This is a genomic window from Ruminococcus hominis, from assembly GCF_014287355.1.
GTDB lineage: Bacteria > Bacillota > Clostridia > Lachnospirales > Lachnospiraceae > Schaedlerella > Schaedlerella hominis.
On the sequence record NZ_JACOPE010000001.1, the window covers coordinates 944,257 to 959,019 of the forward strand.

Here is a 14,763-nt window from a genome sequence, read left to right on the forward strand (position 1 = left end):
TTCACGACAACCCCAAGCAAGAAAAAGACTATGCATTCCTGCTCAGCTTCGTCGGGCAAGCCCGACTCCAATTCGCTGGATTGCATAGTCTTTTTCTTGCTTTGTGGTGTACTGTGATCGAAATAGGTGGAGCAATGATGGATTTACTTTTCTGGGGTCTGAGAATACTTCCCACGTATCCTTTGAGTTCTATTTGCTTCACAACTTGAGCCAATACATTACTTACAAAAAAATTGATATAAGAAATTCGAGCGAATATGGAGTGAGCGTTGGAGACACTTAGAGCGTAAATTTTTGTGTTAATGAATTTGAACGAACATGTTCGAAGCTGCGTAGCAGCAAGTTTGAGTTCAAATTCATTTGCTTTTAGCAAAAATTTACGCTCTTATGTGTCTCCCGCTCATGGAATCTGAGCAAGAATTCTTATATCAATTTTTTGTAAAGAACGTATTGCTACCCAGTGAACTAAATAGCAACTTAATGAACTAAATAGCCACCTCAAACGCCACCCCATTCTTAGTAAAAAACCTCTGCACCATCCCATCCCACGCTTTCTCAAGTGACTTATCCAACGTGAATGTATTTAAAGATGTTCCGGTGACGCAGGTCAACCCTTGCTCATTAAATTGAATATTCAGATAAAGCCCCTGTACGGTGTTTGGCTGAAAGTCCAGATTCTGCTTAGAGATTAATTTGGCAATATTAGTAGGGGAAAGGCGAAACACAAACTTGAAGCTGAGAGGTGTCCGTTTGCCTTTGATCAAAGAAAAACAATATTCGCGTACTTGTTTCCAGTAAGAATATTCTGGAAGTGCCTCAGAACCGGAGAAAGAGGAAGCAGCAGAAAAAAGTTCTTCGGGTGGAAATTCTGTATAAAAATCTTTTTGAATATAACCATCAATATGGAAGCTGTTAAAGGTGACAATATCACCTTCAATGAAAAGAAAATGGTCAAAAAGCTCTGATAAAAGAAGTTGAGACATAAATTTTTTCGTTTCTGTTAATTTTAAAGAAATCATGTATAAAAAACCTCCGAAAAAGTACTAAAATTGTTACTGTTCACAGTACATGTGACCAGCAACGCATCTCGCCGTTTTAAATCGCCTTTGGCGATGGACGAGATGCCGTTCAAGATAAAACGTGCATCCTCCGTGCCAATCAGCGTAGTGATTGACACGGGAATGAACAGTAACCTCCAATTACAGTATAAAATATCATACCATACTTGTTGACTTTTTGGGGTAAAAAAAGTATTATTAAATAAGGAAAATTATGAACAAAAATTCATGATTATTCTCATATGAAAAAACAATTAGAACAGTGAAAATAGATGTTTGGGAAAGGCACGAACGAAGAAATTGAAACAGTATAACAAAAGAAAGAATAGAAGAAAAATAGAAGTATATAGTAGAATTGCTGCTACAGGTGTTGTAGCAGCAATTCTTGTCGTAATTGGAGTTCGATTATCGAATAAACATGAGAACGCAGAGATAAGTGCAGGGATTAAATATATTGAGACGAATGAGAAAAAAGATGTCGCTTCGGTCGAGACAAAGATAGAACGTGTTGAGGCAAAAGACAAAGAAGAAGCGTATAAGGCAGGTACGATCAGCTTAAAAGAGATGTTTGCAAGTACGGTCGTGATGGGAGATTCCATTACGGAGGGATTTACGGCATACGATGTTTTGAATGCGAACAGTGTCGTATCAAAAATAGGTGCATCACTTACTGATCTGGATGACCAGTGTGAAAAGCTAAAAGAGATTAACCCACAGATGGTGTTCGTCTCTTATGGAATGAATGATGTGATCAATACGAATGGAGATACAGATACATTTATCAAACAATATAAAGAGTTGATCACAAAGATTCAAAAAGAAGTACCGGATACAAAGATTTTGATAAATTCAATATTTCCGGTGCAGCAAAGTGCAATAGCCGAGAAACCGGCATTGGCAAATATTTCAAAATACAACGAAGCATTACAGAAGATGTGTGATGAATTACAGATTGCGTATGTGGACAATACAGATCTTGTAAAAGATGAATATTACGACGAGGACGGAATTCATTTTGTATCTGAGTTTTATCCAATATGGGCAGATCACATGGTGGAGGTGTCTTTATCATGACGAACAGGGGAAGCGTTACAAGAACAGAACTTTTTAAATACATAACAGTTGCAGCAATTTTAGTCTTTGTGATTCTGATGCTGATTTTTGCGAGTGGAAGTACAAAAGCATTTGATGAAGTTGCAAAAGGCGTGGAGGCATCATTGGACACAGAGAACCTTGTGAAGCAGGACAGCCAGGCACTGAAGCGTTACTATGGTCTTAACAGTGCAGACTATGATGGTGTGTTATTTTATTCTTCTGCTTCAAGCATGTCAGCGGAAGAAGTGCTTATGATCAAGGTAAAAGATGATGGACAGATGCAGGGCGTTCGCGATGCGATCAATCGGCGTCTTGAAAACAGAAAGAATGACTTTGACGGTTATGCACCAAAACAGGTACAGTTGTTAGATTCAGCACAGCTGAAGGTGAGAGGAGATTATATATTCCTTGCAGTAGCTCCGAAGGCGGATGAATATCGCGCAGCATTTTCGAAGAGTCTGTAAGGTGGAGGGAGAAACATATGCTATTTAGCAGCATTACATTTTTATTTATATTTTTACCATTGACATTGCTTTTGTATTATCTTGTTCCATTTAGGATGAAGAACTATGTGATGTTGGCGGCGAGCTTGATTTTTTACGCATGGGGCGAACCTGTTTATATTATTTTAATGATTCTCTCCATCATATTGAATTATTTTTGTGGACAGGATATTTACGAAAAACGGGATAATGCAAGGGCTATGAAGATGAGCCTTATGTTTGGAGTGGTAATGAATCTGTTGATTCTTGGATTCTTCAAATATTATGGGCTGCTTATGGATACGATCAATGCAATTTTGCCAATCGATATTCCGTATCGTGTGCTGGCTTTGCCAATCGGAATTTCATTTTATACATTCCAGGCAATGTCCTATTTGATCGATGTATATCGAAAAGAGGTAAAACCACAGGAAAATGTTTTATATTTCGCATTGTATATTTCAATGTTTCCGCAGTTGATCGCAGGACCGATCGTCCGCTATATTGACATTGAGGAGCAGTTAAAGGAACGTAGCATCAACTCGACTAAGTTTGGCGAGGGTGCAATGTATTTTATCAGGGGATTAGCAAAGAAAGTAGTTCTGGCAAATACATTTGGCTCGGTATATGAACAGGTTGCTGCGATGCAGATGGGTTCATTTTCAACTTTGACAGCGTGGGTAGGAGCAATCGCGTATGCATTCCAGATTTATTTCGACTTCGGCGGTTATTCGGATATGGCAATTGGTCTTGGCAAGATGTTTGGGTTTGAATTTTTGCCAAACTTTAATTATCCGTATATTGCCAAAAGTATTACAGATTTCTGGAGAAGATGGCACATTTCGCTGAGTACATGGTTCCGTGAATATGTATATATTCCGCTTGGAGGGAATCGATGTACTCCGTCAAGACATATCTTAAATCTGTTGATCGTATGGATGTTGACAGGATTATGGCATGGAGCACAATGGAACTTTATGTTCTGGGGATTGTATTACGGAGTGATCCTTATTTTAGAAAAATATCTCTGGGGAAGTAAGATTGAGAAGCTTCCAGCAGCAGCCCAGCACATTTATGCATTTGTATTGGTTTTATTTGGATGGGTATTTTTCTTCAGCCCGACATTGGGATATGCAGGCCAGTATCTGAAAGTGATGTTTGGTATTGGTGCAAAAGGAATTTTTGATAAGCAGGGATTCTTTATGATTTTTACAAACTGGTTATTGATCGTAATAGCAATTCTGGCATCTGCACCAAGAGGATACAAGCTGTTGAAGAAGATAACAGGATGTTGGCAAAGCGAAGAAGTAAGAGCTATCGTAACTTGTGCGGTTTACATTGCAATGTTCTTACTTTGTATTGCATTCCTTGTAACAGAAACATATAATCCATTTTTATATTTTAGATTCTAGGTGAAAAAATGCAGAATAATAGAAAGAGAAAAAGAAGTGGCTGGAAAATAGAACATATAATAGGAATGGCATTTGTTGTATGTATCGTATTTTTCCTTGTATTAAATATTATCGTTCCGAATAAAGAAATGTCGGAAGAGGAAAATCGAATGTTGGCGGGCAGACCGAAGCTGACAATTGAAAGTCTGGTTTCCGGAGATTTTATGGACAAATTTGAAACCTATCAGGCTGACCAGTTCGTAGGAAGGAATGCCTGGAGAAAATTAAAGACGGCGTTAGATAGAATTGGCGGAAGCAAAGAAGAGAATGGCGTTTTGATTGGGAAAAAAGGTCAGTTGATGGAAGAAATCGCAACACCTGATCAGGAACAGTTGAATGCGAATTTGAAATCTATGAAATCATTTGCGAAATCTTATCCGGATATCAATACATCGGTAATGCTTGTTCCGGATGCTGCAAATGTATTGAAAAACCGTTTGCCGGCACTGGCAACAGTTGCAGATCAAAATCGTATGTTTTCACAGGCAAAACGTGAACTTGGGGAGTCAATCAACTGGATTGATGTGACAAGTTCACTTAAGAAGCATACAGACGAGAAGATTTTCTATAAGACAGATCATCATTGGACAAGCCTTGGAGCATTTTATGTATTTGGAGATGCTGTGGAGTCATTGAATATCAAGTCAGATGCAGTAAGCAACTTCGTGGCATATCCGATATCAACCACATTTAACGGAACCTTGTCCGCAAAGGCCGGGTGCAGATTGGGAGAGAAAGAACAGATTGACATCTATGTTCCGGAAGACTCGGATGAAGATATTTTAGTAAGTTATATTGATGAACAGAAAAAAACAGCATCATTATATGATTCTTCAAAATTAAAGACGAGAGATCAGTACGGTGTATTTTTAGGCGGTAACACATCAGTTATTGATATTAAAACAACATCCGAGGAATCACGGAGAATTTTAATTATAAAAGATTCGTTTGCAAATAGTTTCATTCCGTTTTTGACACCATATTTTAGAGAAATCGTAGTCGTAGACCCGAGATATTATAGTGGAACGATTCAGGACATCATGGATTCTTATCGAATCACAGATGCGTTGTTCTTATACAGCGGAAATACATTTTTCCAGGATAATAACATTAGTGGAATGTTAGGAGCAGGTAAAAGTGAGTAATCAGATAAAAAAAGAGTTTCAGCAGAAAAATGAACCTGTCCGCTTGAATAAATATTTAAGCGAGGCAGGTGTATGTTCGAGAAGAAATGCGGATAAACTGATTGAGAGCGGAGCAGTAACCATAGATGGGAAAAAAGCGACTATGGGGATGAAGGTGCTGCCGGGTCAGGTTGTAAAGGTCGGAAAAAAGACGGTTTCCAGAACAGATGAGATGGTGGTTTTAGCAGTAAATAAGCCGGTCGGTATAGTCTGTACAGAAGAGCGCAGGGAACGCAATAGCATTGTTAGATTCTTAAATTATCCGATTCGTGTGACATACATCGGCAGATTGGATAAGGATTCGCATGGTCTTTTACTTATGACGAATAACGGTGATATCATTAATAAAATGATGAGAGCCGGAAATCAGCATGAGAAAGAATATAAAGTGACAGTAGACAAAGAAATCACACCCGAATTTATAAAACAAATGTCGACAGGAGTTCCGATTTTGGATACTGTGACAAGACCTTGCAAGGTGACACAGATTGGAAAATATACATTTACAATCGTGCTTACGCAGGGTTTGAATCGACAAATCCGCAGGATGTGTGAGGCACTTGGATATCAGGTAAAAGATTTGTTCCGCACTCGGGTTATGAATATAGAGTTGAATGGATTAAAAGACGGAGCATATCGGAAGTTGACAGATGCGGAGTTGAATGAATTATATGAACTGATCAAGGATTCTTCAAATGAGACAATTCGATGGGAATAAAAAGAAAATAAACGTATAGTAGAGGTTGCTTTAAAAGTAACCAAGGAGAGGAAAAAAGATGGAAGATAAGAAACAGCGAATGCTGCAACTTGTGGAAATTTTGAATCAGGCTCGCCGTGCTTATGAGCAGGAAGACAGAGAGATCATGAGCAATTACGAGTACGATAAACTGTACGATGAGTTATTGGGACTGGAGCAGGAATTAGGAATGACGCTTGCTTCCAGTCCCACAATTCATGTTGGATATGAAGTGTTAAGTGAGTTGCCAAAAGAGCGTCATGAGAAACCGATGCTCTCATTGGATAAGACGAAAGAAGTTTCACGCCTGAAAGAATTCTTAGGAAGTCAGAAGGCGATGCTGTCCTGGAAGATGGATGGTCTTACAATTGTTCTCACATATCGTGGTGGAGAATTGGAAAAGGCAGTTACCCGAGGAAATGGAGAAGTAGGAGAGGTTATTACAAACAATGCAAAAGTATTTAAAAATGTACCGCTCCACATTCCGTATAAAGGAGAATTGATCCTGCGTGGAGAAGCAATTATCGGATATCATGATTTTGAAAAGATCAATGCCAAGATAGAGGATGTTGATGCAAAATATAAGAATCCAAGAAACTTATGCAGTGGTTCAGTACGACAGCTGAATAATGAAATTACAGCTAAGAGAAACGTAAAATTCTACGCATTTACATTGGTAAAAGCAGATGATGTGGATTTTCAAAATTCCAGAATAAAGCAGATGGACTGGCTGAAAGGACAGGGATTTGAAGTGGTAGAGCATCATCTTGTAGATGCATCTACAATTGAAGATGAGGTTTCATGGTTTGCAGAGCATATTGCAGAAAATGATTTTCCATCAGATGGACTGGTGCTTGTGTATGATGACATTGCATACGGACAGTCTTTGGGAACAACAGCAAAATTTCCGAGAGATTCTTTTGCATTTAAATGGGCAGATGAAATCCGAGAGACAACACTTCGGGAAATTGAGTGGAGTGCATCAAGAACAGGGCTTATTAATCCGGTAGCAATATTTGATCCGGTCGAACTGGAAGGTACGACAGTGAGCAGGGCAAGTGTTCACAATGTCAGTATTATGGAGGAGCTTCAGCTGGGAGTCGGAGATACCATACAGGTATATAAGGCGAATATGATCATTCCTCAGATTGCAGAAAATCTGACACGAAGTGGTAATTGCGTTCCACCGAAGGTATGTCCGGTCTGTGGTGGAGAAACAAAGATTTCCATGGATAACGATACCAAAACATTGTATTGTACAAATCCAATGTGTCAGGCAAAACAGGTGAAATCATTTACGTTATTTGTCAGCAGAGATGCGATGAATATCGAAGGCTTGTCAGAGGCAACTTTAGAAAAATTAATCGACAGGGGATTTATTAAAGATTTCTCAGACATTTTTCATGTAGAGCGTTATAAAGAAGAGATTCAGAAGATGGAAGGTTTTGGAGAAAAATCCTACGATAATCTGATGAAAAGCATCGAGCAGGCAAGAACTACGACACTTCCGAAATTAGTGTACAGTCTTGGGATTGCAAATATCGGACTGGCGAACGCAAAGGTAATCTGCCGGGCATTTGATCAAAATCCGGAAAAAGTGATGAATGCAACAGAAGAAGAGTTAAGTGCGATTTCCGGAGTGGGAGATGTGATTGCAAAAGCTTACGTTGATTATTTTGCAGATGAGAAACATCGAGAATTATTTGAAAAGCTTTTGTTGGAAGTGACAATCCCAAAAGAAGAACAGACAACAGAGCAAAAGTTCACAGGTATAAATTTTGTTATTACAGGAAGCGTACACCATTTTGCAAATCGTGCAGAGGTAAAAGAAGAAATCGAAAAACGTGGCGGAAAAGTGACAGGTTCGGTTACATCGAAAACAAATTATCTGATTAACAATGATGTAGAATCCACTTCTTCAAAAAATAAGAAAGCAAGAGAGCTCGGTGTTCCGATTATATCAGAAGATGAATTTGTAGAAATGTTAAAATAAAGAGCTTGTTTACAAAAACTTCATTTGAAGTAAGAGTGATATTCCGTTATAATGAGGAATGGTATATAGATACAAAAGAACGGAGGATTTGTAAGATGTCAGATCACGACACAATAATTATAGATGAAGATCAGAATCAGGATTTCAGAGAAGTAGATCTGGAAACAGTGGAAGATCCGAAGGAAGAAGTAGTAACAGTGGAAGATTCCCAGGACGATAAAGAAGATGATTATGAGAAAGTCTGTTTTATCTGCCATCGCCCGGAAAGTGTAGCGGGTAAGATGATGGAATTTCCAAACAATATTACAGTATGTCAGGACTGTCTGCAGAAGAGTTTTGATGCAATGTCAAATATGCCGACAGATCTGAATAAGATGATGAATATGCCGGGAGTTCAGTTTTTGAATCTATCTGATTTGGATAGTCTGTTTCCACAGCAGCCAAAGATTAAGAAAAAGAAGAAAAAATCAACTAAAAAATATAAAAAATTAGATATCAAAGAGATTCCGGCACCACATAAGATCAAAGAGCAGCTGGATCAATATGTAGTTGGTCAGGAATATGCTAAAAAAGCAATGTCAGTAGCAGTATACAACCACTATAAAAGGGTTGCTACAGACACGATGGATGATATTGAGATTGAAAAATCTAATATGCTGATGATCGGACCAACAGGATGCGGTAAAACATTTTTGGTAAAGACATTGGCAAAATTATTAGATGTGCCGTTGGCCATTACAGATGCAACATCTCTGACAGAGGCAGGCTATATCGGAGATGATATTGAAAGTGTTGTTTCTAAGCTTCTGGCAGCAGCGGATAATGATGTAGAGCGTGCTGAACAGGGAATCATTTTCATTGATGAGATTGATAAGATAGCGAAAAAGAAAACGTCCAGTCAGCGTGATGTAAGCGGAGAATCGGTACAGCAGGGAATGCTAAAGCTTCTTGAAGGTAGTGAAGTGGAAGTGCCTGTTGGAGCAAACAGTAAAAATGCGATGGTTCCGCTCACAACAGTAAATACAAAAAATATTCTTTTTATCTGTGGAGGTGCATTCCCGGATTTGGAAGAAATCATTAAAGAAAGACTGACAAAGAAAAGTTCAATGGGATTTAATGCTGAGCTGAAAGATAAATATGATGATGACAAAGATTTGATCAGTAAGGTGACAGTAGAAGATTTAAGAAAATTTGGAATGATTCCGGAGTTTATCGGCCGTCTTCCTATTATTTTCACATTGAAAGGTCTGGATAAAGACATGCTTGTGAAAATCCTAAAAGAACCAAAGAATGCGATACTGAAACAGTATCAGAAATTACTTGCATTAGACGAAGTAAATCTTATCTTTGATGATAGTGCACTTGAGGCGATTGCTGAAAAAGCAATGCAAAAGGATACCGGAGCCAGAGCGCTTCGCGCGATCATTGAAGAGTTTATGCTTGACATTATGTATGAAATACCGAAGGATGATAACATCGGACAGGTGACGATCACCCGAGAATATATTGAAGGAACCGGGGGACCGATCATTGAATTGAGAGGCCAGCAGGTACCACGACTTAGTTAGAAAAGTTATCGTTTATAGTTATACTATGACTATGAACGAACATGAGAAAGTGTTCTAAAAAATATATAAGATGTCACACGTAAGTTATTGGGGGATAACGAAGTGAAAATGACAACATAGGAGGAGCATAATGAACAGCTATGGTTATCTATTGGATCTGGCAATCATACTTCTTGGCACAAAAGTATTGGGGCTTTTGACAAAGAGAGTACAGATGCCGCAGGTAGTAGGAGCACTTTTGGCAGGACTGGTTTTAGGACCGGTAGGGTTAGGAGTGTTAAGTGAAACAGCCTTTATTCATGAAATTGCAGAAATCGGTGTAATTGTACTGATGTTCTGTGCCGGAATGGAGACTGATATCAAAGAACTCAAAGCAAGTGGAAAAGCGTCATTTGTAATTGCACTTTGCGGTGTAATCGTTCCACTGATTGGAGGATATTTCTGTGCGCTTATATTTAACAGACCAGGAATGATTCCGTCTTATGCAAGTGCAAGAACATTTTTACAAAATATTTTTATTGGAGTAATCCTCACAGCAACGTCTGTAAGTATTACAGTTGAAACATTAAAGGAACTGGGGAAATTAAAAACACGTTCAGGAAATGCAATACTTGGAGCAGCAATTATTGATGATATTCTTGGTATTATTGCACTTACAATTGTTACAAGTATGGCAGATGACAGTGTAAATATTGCGATTGTTCTGATCAAAGTAGTGGCATTCTTTGTATTTGCAGCAATCGTAGGAGTTATTTTTTATAAATTTTATAAGAAATGGGTCGACGGAGCAAAAAAAGAATTACATCGTCACACAATCGTTGCATTTGTATTCTGTCTATTAATGTCATATATTGCAGAAGCAGTATTTGGCGTAGCAGATATCACAGGTGCATTTATCGCAGGTCTGATTATTTCTAACATAGAACGTTCAGAATATTTGCAGACTAAATTTGATACAATTTCATACATGCTGCTTTCACCGGTATTCTTTGCAAGTATTGGACTTAAAGTTGTATTGCCGAAAATGAATTTTACAATTGTTGCGTTTGCAGTAGTACTTACAATCGTTGCAATTCTGACAAAAATTATTGGTTGCGGTATCGGTGCAAAAATGTGTGGATACCAGAATTATCAGGCAAAACGTATTGGTATCGGTATGATCTCACGTGGTGAGGTGGCATTGATTGTTGCCAGTAAAGGTTCTACGCTTGGACTGTTGGGAATTGCATTTTTAGGACCTGTCATCATTGTGGTGGTAATTACAACAATTATCACACCGATTCTTCTGAAAATGGTATTCCGTGATGGAACAAAACCGACAGAGCCAATTGCTGCCGGAGAAGAAATCAAGAGTTACTATGAGAATGTAGAAGAGATTCGTCGTGGTGACAAGCGCGAATAACAATAATAGAAATTAATAAAAAGAGAAACATTGTAAGAGAAAATCCTGCAATGTTTCTTTTTTGTTGCCCGGTATAGGACGAAAGCTTAGGAAAACTTTTTTAGTAATTTCGTAATTCCTCAAAAGTGTGAAATAAATTCAATTGTCCATATCCCCATTCAGGATTTGGAAATGTCATATTTGAAGGTCTGGTAGCACCGATGATAAAAAGGCTTTTAATTTGTGTAGAATCCACACTTTCCGTGCCAAGCTGGAACAAGATCCATTCCAGAAGAAGGGCACATGCACCGGCGGTAATGGCAACGGACAGACTAGAGCCGGAGCGGACGGCAAAACGATTGTTTGGTAACGAACCAAGAATAGAAATGCCGGGGGCAGTGAAATCAGGATGGATTCCATCGTAGCGGTCATATCCTCGTCCGGAATCCAAAGCAATCGCATTTGTATTTCCATCGTAATAAGAAACACAAATCGGTCGGGAAGCATTTCCGGGATTTGTGATTGTATAATAAGGATTCGAATTCAAAAAGAATACTTCCCCTTGGATGAAACTGCTTAACGGGAGCCACATATGAAATAGCCCGTCGATTATACGAAGTGGTGAAACGATGATTTTCCATATACCGGGAGAAGGTTTTTGAAAGCGAAAGAAAATCAGCTCCTGATTGGTTCGCTCTACCAATAATTTATAATCAACAATAGCTGTTGTGCCTTCTAGTAAAAACTGAAATTCATCACGTTCTGTAGTGCGGATTGTATTTCGCCCACGGGTTTCACCGGAAGGAGAAACGATGGAAAAAGCAAGAACATTAGGAATACTGTTCCAAAGCTCCAGCGTAAATCCGGGAACTCCTTCACCTACACGGATTTCCACTGTTGCACTATCAGCAATATTTTTTAGAGTATATTGAAAATGATGTCTGCCATTTGCTTCATTTCCTACGCCGGTAACAGGAATGATATTTGCCTTGGATGCATATAGATCCAGAAGATTAGAGAGTGGGAGCAAGCCAAGATGTCCACCGGAATTTGTGCCGAGTGCAATGCAGAGAATAAGTGGCAGTTTATATTTTGCAGCAAGGTCAGATAAATATTTTATAGCAAGCAAAATGTCAGTCTCCTGATAAGCTGTTGTAGAATCAGCAATAAAATAATAGTCGCGGAGATATTGTTTGGCAGGTTTTAATTTTACAACAGCGAGAGTCGATTCCGGGGCAGCCCCAAGAAAATTTTCCTGCGGGGCACCGCCACCACATGCAAGAGAGGCAACAAAAGTCCCATGGCCTTCGACATCTTGTGAAGGAACGATTTTCAGCGGTTGTTCTGATGCAAGTGCATCATTAATCTGTGGTTGTGTATATTCAGAGCCATAATAAAAATTGTCAGGAGGAGTTCCTGTTTGAATCGTCTGATCCCATATAGAAAGAATTCGAGTCGAACCGTCCAGATTACGAAAAAGAGGGCTTAAATAATCAATTCCACTGTCTAAAAAACCAATCAAGACACCCTTACCTTTCAATTGCAGAGTAGGATAATTCTGGATTGAGAGAATACCGGTTTGGTTTAACGTTTCCATACTAATAGGGGCATAGCATTTCGGAATAGAAGCGTAAGGAAATTGCTTTAATGTGATGGGTTCGGCCTGAATGGCAGAAATATAAATACAGCGATAATCAAAATCCGCATTTTGTATACAGGAATTTTGCAAGGCAATATCAGAGAGAAAAGAAGTCTGGATGCCATCGAGGATGAAGTCACGATAGTCTTCGGAAAGAATACGTTCTTTACAGAGAGAATTGGACATGGCGGGACCTCGTTTTTTATTAGTATATGCAGAGTCGGTACCGGCAATGACGTAGAATAAAATATTTAGATGTAATTAGAAGAAAGATATGCTATTATGTGAGGGAGAAATCAAAAAAAGTAAACGAATGTGAAGGAGATACCACAAATGTTAGTATGTGATTATATAGTAGAATCAATTGATGGAGATTACGCCAACTTAAGAAGAGTGGACAAACCAGAAGAAGAGTTAAAATTAGTTGCGAGAGCATTATTGCCGGAAAATATTGTAGAAGGCGGAAGACTGCATTATGAGATGTTGCAGTATACAATTGTGTAAAGAAGAGGTGTAGCATGTATAAAATATTAATTGTGGAGGATGATACGACCATTGCAAATGGTTTAAAGAATCATCTTGAAAAATGGGGTTATGAGGTGGAGTGTATCACGGATTTCAAAAATATTATGGATAGCTTTACAAAAAATGAACCACAATTGGTATTGCTGGATATCGTATTGCCATTTTTTAATGGATTTCACTGGTGTCAGGAAATCAGAAAGATTTCAAAAGTTCCAATTATTTTCCTCTCATCGGCGAATGATAATATGAATATTGTGATGGCAATGAATATGGGCGGGGATGAATTTATCGAAAAACCATTTGATTTTGCGGTGGTAACGGCGAAGGTGCAGGCTGTTTTGCGAAGAACATATGAATTCAGAGGAAACACCAACATGTTGGAATGGCATGGTGCATATTTGAATCTTTCAGATGCAACACTTCAATATCAAGAGCAGAAAATGGAGTTGACCAAAAATGAGTTCCGCATTTTACAGATGCTTATAGAAAATGCCGGGAAGATTATATCCAGAGACAATATTATTACAAGGCTCTGGGAGAGCGACGAATTTATAGATGATAATACATTGACAGTCAATGTTGCAAGACTTCGAAGGAAGTTGGAAAAGATGGGATTGGAAAATGTGATTCTTACAAAAAAAGGTATTGGATATATGGTGGAAGCATGATAAAAATGTTTTTGAAATCAAAACAGAACGAGCTGCTGTGTTATATCGGAAGCATGCTATTATTTGTTACAGTACTATTCCTGTATGATGTAAGGACAGATGCAATTCAATATGGTTTATTGCTTTCAACTGTTTTATTCCTGCTCAATTTAACATTACAATTTTTTAAATTCCAAAAACGTCTATCTGAGCAGGATTATCAGAATATTATAAAGAATCTGAAGGAACAAAACAGTGAGTTAAAATCTCAGGAACGCATTTTCAAACAGGAAATGTCAGACTACTATAGTATGTGGGTGCATCAGATTAAGACACCGATTGCTGCCATGCATGTATTGCAGCAGACATTAGAGGAAGAATACCCGGAACAAAAGTATATAAAAGAAATCAAACTGGAATTATTTAAAATCGAGCAATATGTAGAAATGGTGCTGACATATCTTAGAATGGGAGAAATGTCAGGAGATTTGAAGTTTGAGAAATATTCATTGGATGCTATAGTAAGGCAGGTTATCCGAAAATACTCACAGATGTTTATTTTACGGAAAATACATTTGCAGTACGCAAAAACTTCGCAGTGTATTGTCACAGACGAGAAATGGCTGCAGTTTGTGCTGGAGCAGGTTCTTTCCAATGCACTAAAATATACGAAAGACGGCGGAATGATTTTTATTTATACAGAAGAAAAAGAAAATAAAAAATGTCTTGTGATTGAAGATTCCGGAATCGGCATTCAGGCGGAAGATTTGCCAAGAGTATTTGAAAAAGGATTCACAGGTTATAATGGAAGAGCCGACAAGAAATCCACAGGAATAGGATTGTATATGTGCAAGAAGATTATGGAACGGCTGAACCATCAAATTTGGATTGAGTCGGAGATAGATAAGGGGACAAAGGTGTATCTGGATCTTGCAAGAGAAGAATGGACGATTGAATAAGTATGAAAGAGTATGAATAAGCAATCTTACAGTAATGTAAGATAC

13 protein-coding genes are annotated in these 14,763 nt (G+C 38.3%); 11 read left to right on the forward strand and 2 right to left on the reverse strand.

Features of this window, described 5'->3' with window-relative positions:
* Window positions 1-485: 485 nt before the first annotated feature.
* Entirely contained in the window at window positions 486-1,019 is a 534-nt protein-coding gene (locus H8S40_RS04115) for a DUF5721 family protein (RefSeq protein ID WP_186864631.1), read from the reverse strand.
* Between the two features lie 315 nt (window positions 1,020-1,334).
* On the opposite strand from H8S40_RS04115, the gene H8S40_RS04120 reads away from it, so the two are divergent.
* The 8 genes from H8S40_RS04120 to H8S40_RS04155 all read left to right on the forward strand — a co-directional run bounded on the left by H8S40_RS04120 (window position 1,335) and on the right by H8S40_RS04155 (window position 10,969).
* The gene (locus H8S40_RS04120) at window positions 1,335-2,132 is read left to right on the forward strand and encodes a GDSL-type esterase/lipase family protein (RefSeq protein ID WP_118724347.1); all 798 of its coding nucleotides are present in this window, start codon (window positions 1,335-1,337) and stop codon (window positions 2,130-2,132) included.
* Window positions 2,129-2,617, forward strand: coding sequence for a DUF4358 domain-containing protein (locus H8S40_RS04125; protein WP_118738080.1), 489 nt, complete (start codon window positions 2,129-2,131; stop codon window positions 2,615-2,617). Before H8S40_RS04120 ends, H8S40_RS04125 begins: the two co-directional genes overlap by 4 nt.
* Window positions 2,618-2,634: 17 nt before the next feature.
* On the forward strand, window positions 2,635-4,047 hold the full coding sequence (locus H8S40_RS04130) for an MBOAT family O-acyltransferase (RefSeq protein ID WP_186864632.1): 1,413 nt from the start codon (window positions 2,635-2,637) through the stop codon (window positions 4,045-4,047).
* Between the two features lie 8 nt (window positions 4,048-4,055).
* A complete protein-coding gene (locus H8S40_RS04135; protein WP_022074577.1) occupies window positions 4,056-5,231 on the forward strand; it encodes a DHHW family protein in 1,176 nt (391 codons plus the stop codon).
* Window positions 5,224-5,988, forward strand: coding sequence for a 23S rRNA pseudouridine(2604) synthase RluF (gene rluF / locus H8S40_RS04140; protein WP_118738078.1), 765 nt, complete (start codon window positions 5,224-5,226; stop codon window positions 5,986-5,988). The genes H8S40_RS04135 and rluF overlap by 8 nt, the downstream gene beginning before the upstream one ends.
* A gap of 58 nt (window positions 5,989-6,046) precedes the next feature.
* Entirely contained in the window at window positions 6,047-7,999 is a 1,953-nt protein-coding gene (gene ligA / locus H8S40_RS04145; protein WP_186864633.1) for an NAD-dependent DNA ligase LigA, read from the forward strand.
* Between the two features lie 95 nt (window positions 8,000-8,094).
* A complete protein-coding gene (gene clpX / locus H8S40_RS04150) occupies window positions 8,095-9,567 on the forward strand; it encodes an ATP-dependent Clp protease ATP-binding subunit ClpX (protein ID WP_022074580.1) in 1,473 nt (490 codons plus the stop codon).
* Between the two features lie 130 nt (window positions 9,568-9,697).
* Window positions 9,698-10,969 carry a cation:proton antiporter gene (locus tag H8S40_RS04155; protein WP_186864634.1) on the forward strand — a complete coding sequence of 424 codons (1,272 nt, stop codon included), beginning with the start codon at window positions 9,698-9,700 and terminating at the stop codon, window positions 10,967-10,969.
* Window positions 10,970-11,069: 100 nt separating this feature from the next.
* Here the strand turns inward: H8S40_RS04155 and H8S40_RS04160 are convergent, their stop codons facing one another.
* On the reverse strand, window positions 11,070-12,773 hold the full coding sequence (locus H8S40_RS04160; RefSeq protein WP_186864635.1) for a S8 family peptidase: 1,704 nt from the start codon (window positions 12,771-12,773) through the stop codon (window positions 11,070-11,072).
* A gap of 147 nt (window positions 12,774-12,920) precedes the next feature.
* Here H8S40_RS04160 and H8S40_RS04165 point away from each other — a divergent pair, with 147 nt between their 5' ends.
* The 3 genes from H8S40_RS04165 to H8S40_RS04175 are packed head-to-tail and all read left to right on the forward strand — an operon-like array spanning window position 12,921 to window position 14,718.
* Window positions 12,921-13,091, forward strand: a complete 171-nt coding sequence (locus H8S40_RS04165) for a hypothetical protein (protein ID WP_022074583.1) — start codon at window positions 12,921-12,923, stop codon at window positions 13,089-13,091.
* Between the two features lie 14 nt (window positions 13,092-13,105).
* Complete coding sequence (locus tag H8S40_RS04170) at window positions 13,106-13,780, forward strand: response regulator transcription factor (RefSeq protein WP_186864636.1); 675 nt, start codon at window positions 13,106-13,108, stop codon at window positions 13,778-13,780.
* Window positions 13,777-14,718 carry a sensor histidine kinase gene (locus H8S40_RS04175; protein WP_186864637.1) on the forward strand — a complete coding sequence of 314 codons (942 nt, stop codon included), beginning with the start codon at window positions 13,777-13,779 and terminating at the stop codon, window positions 14,716-14,718. Before H8S40_RS04170 ends, H8S40_RS04175 begins: the two co-directional genes overlap by 4 nt.
* Window positions 14,719-14,763 lie beyond the last annotated feature (45 nt).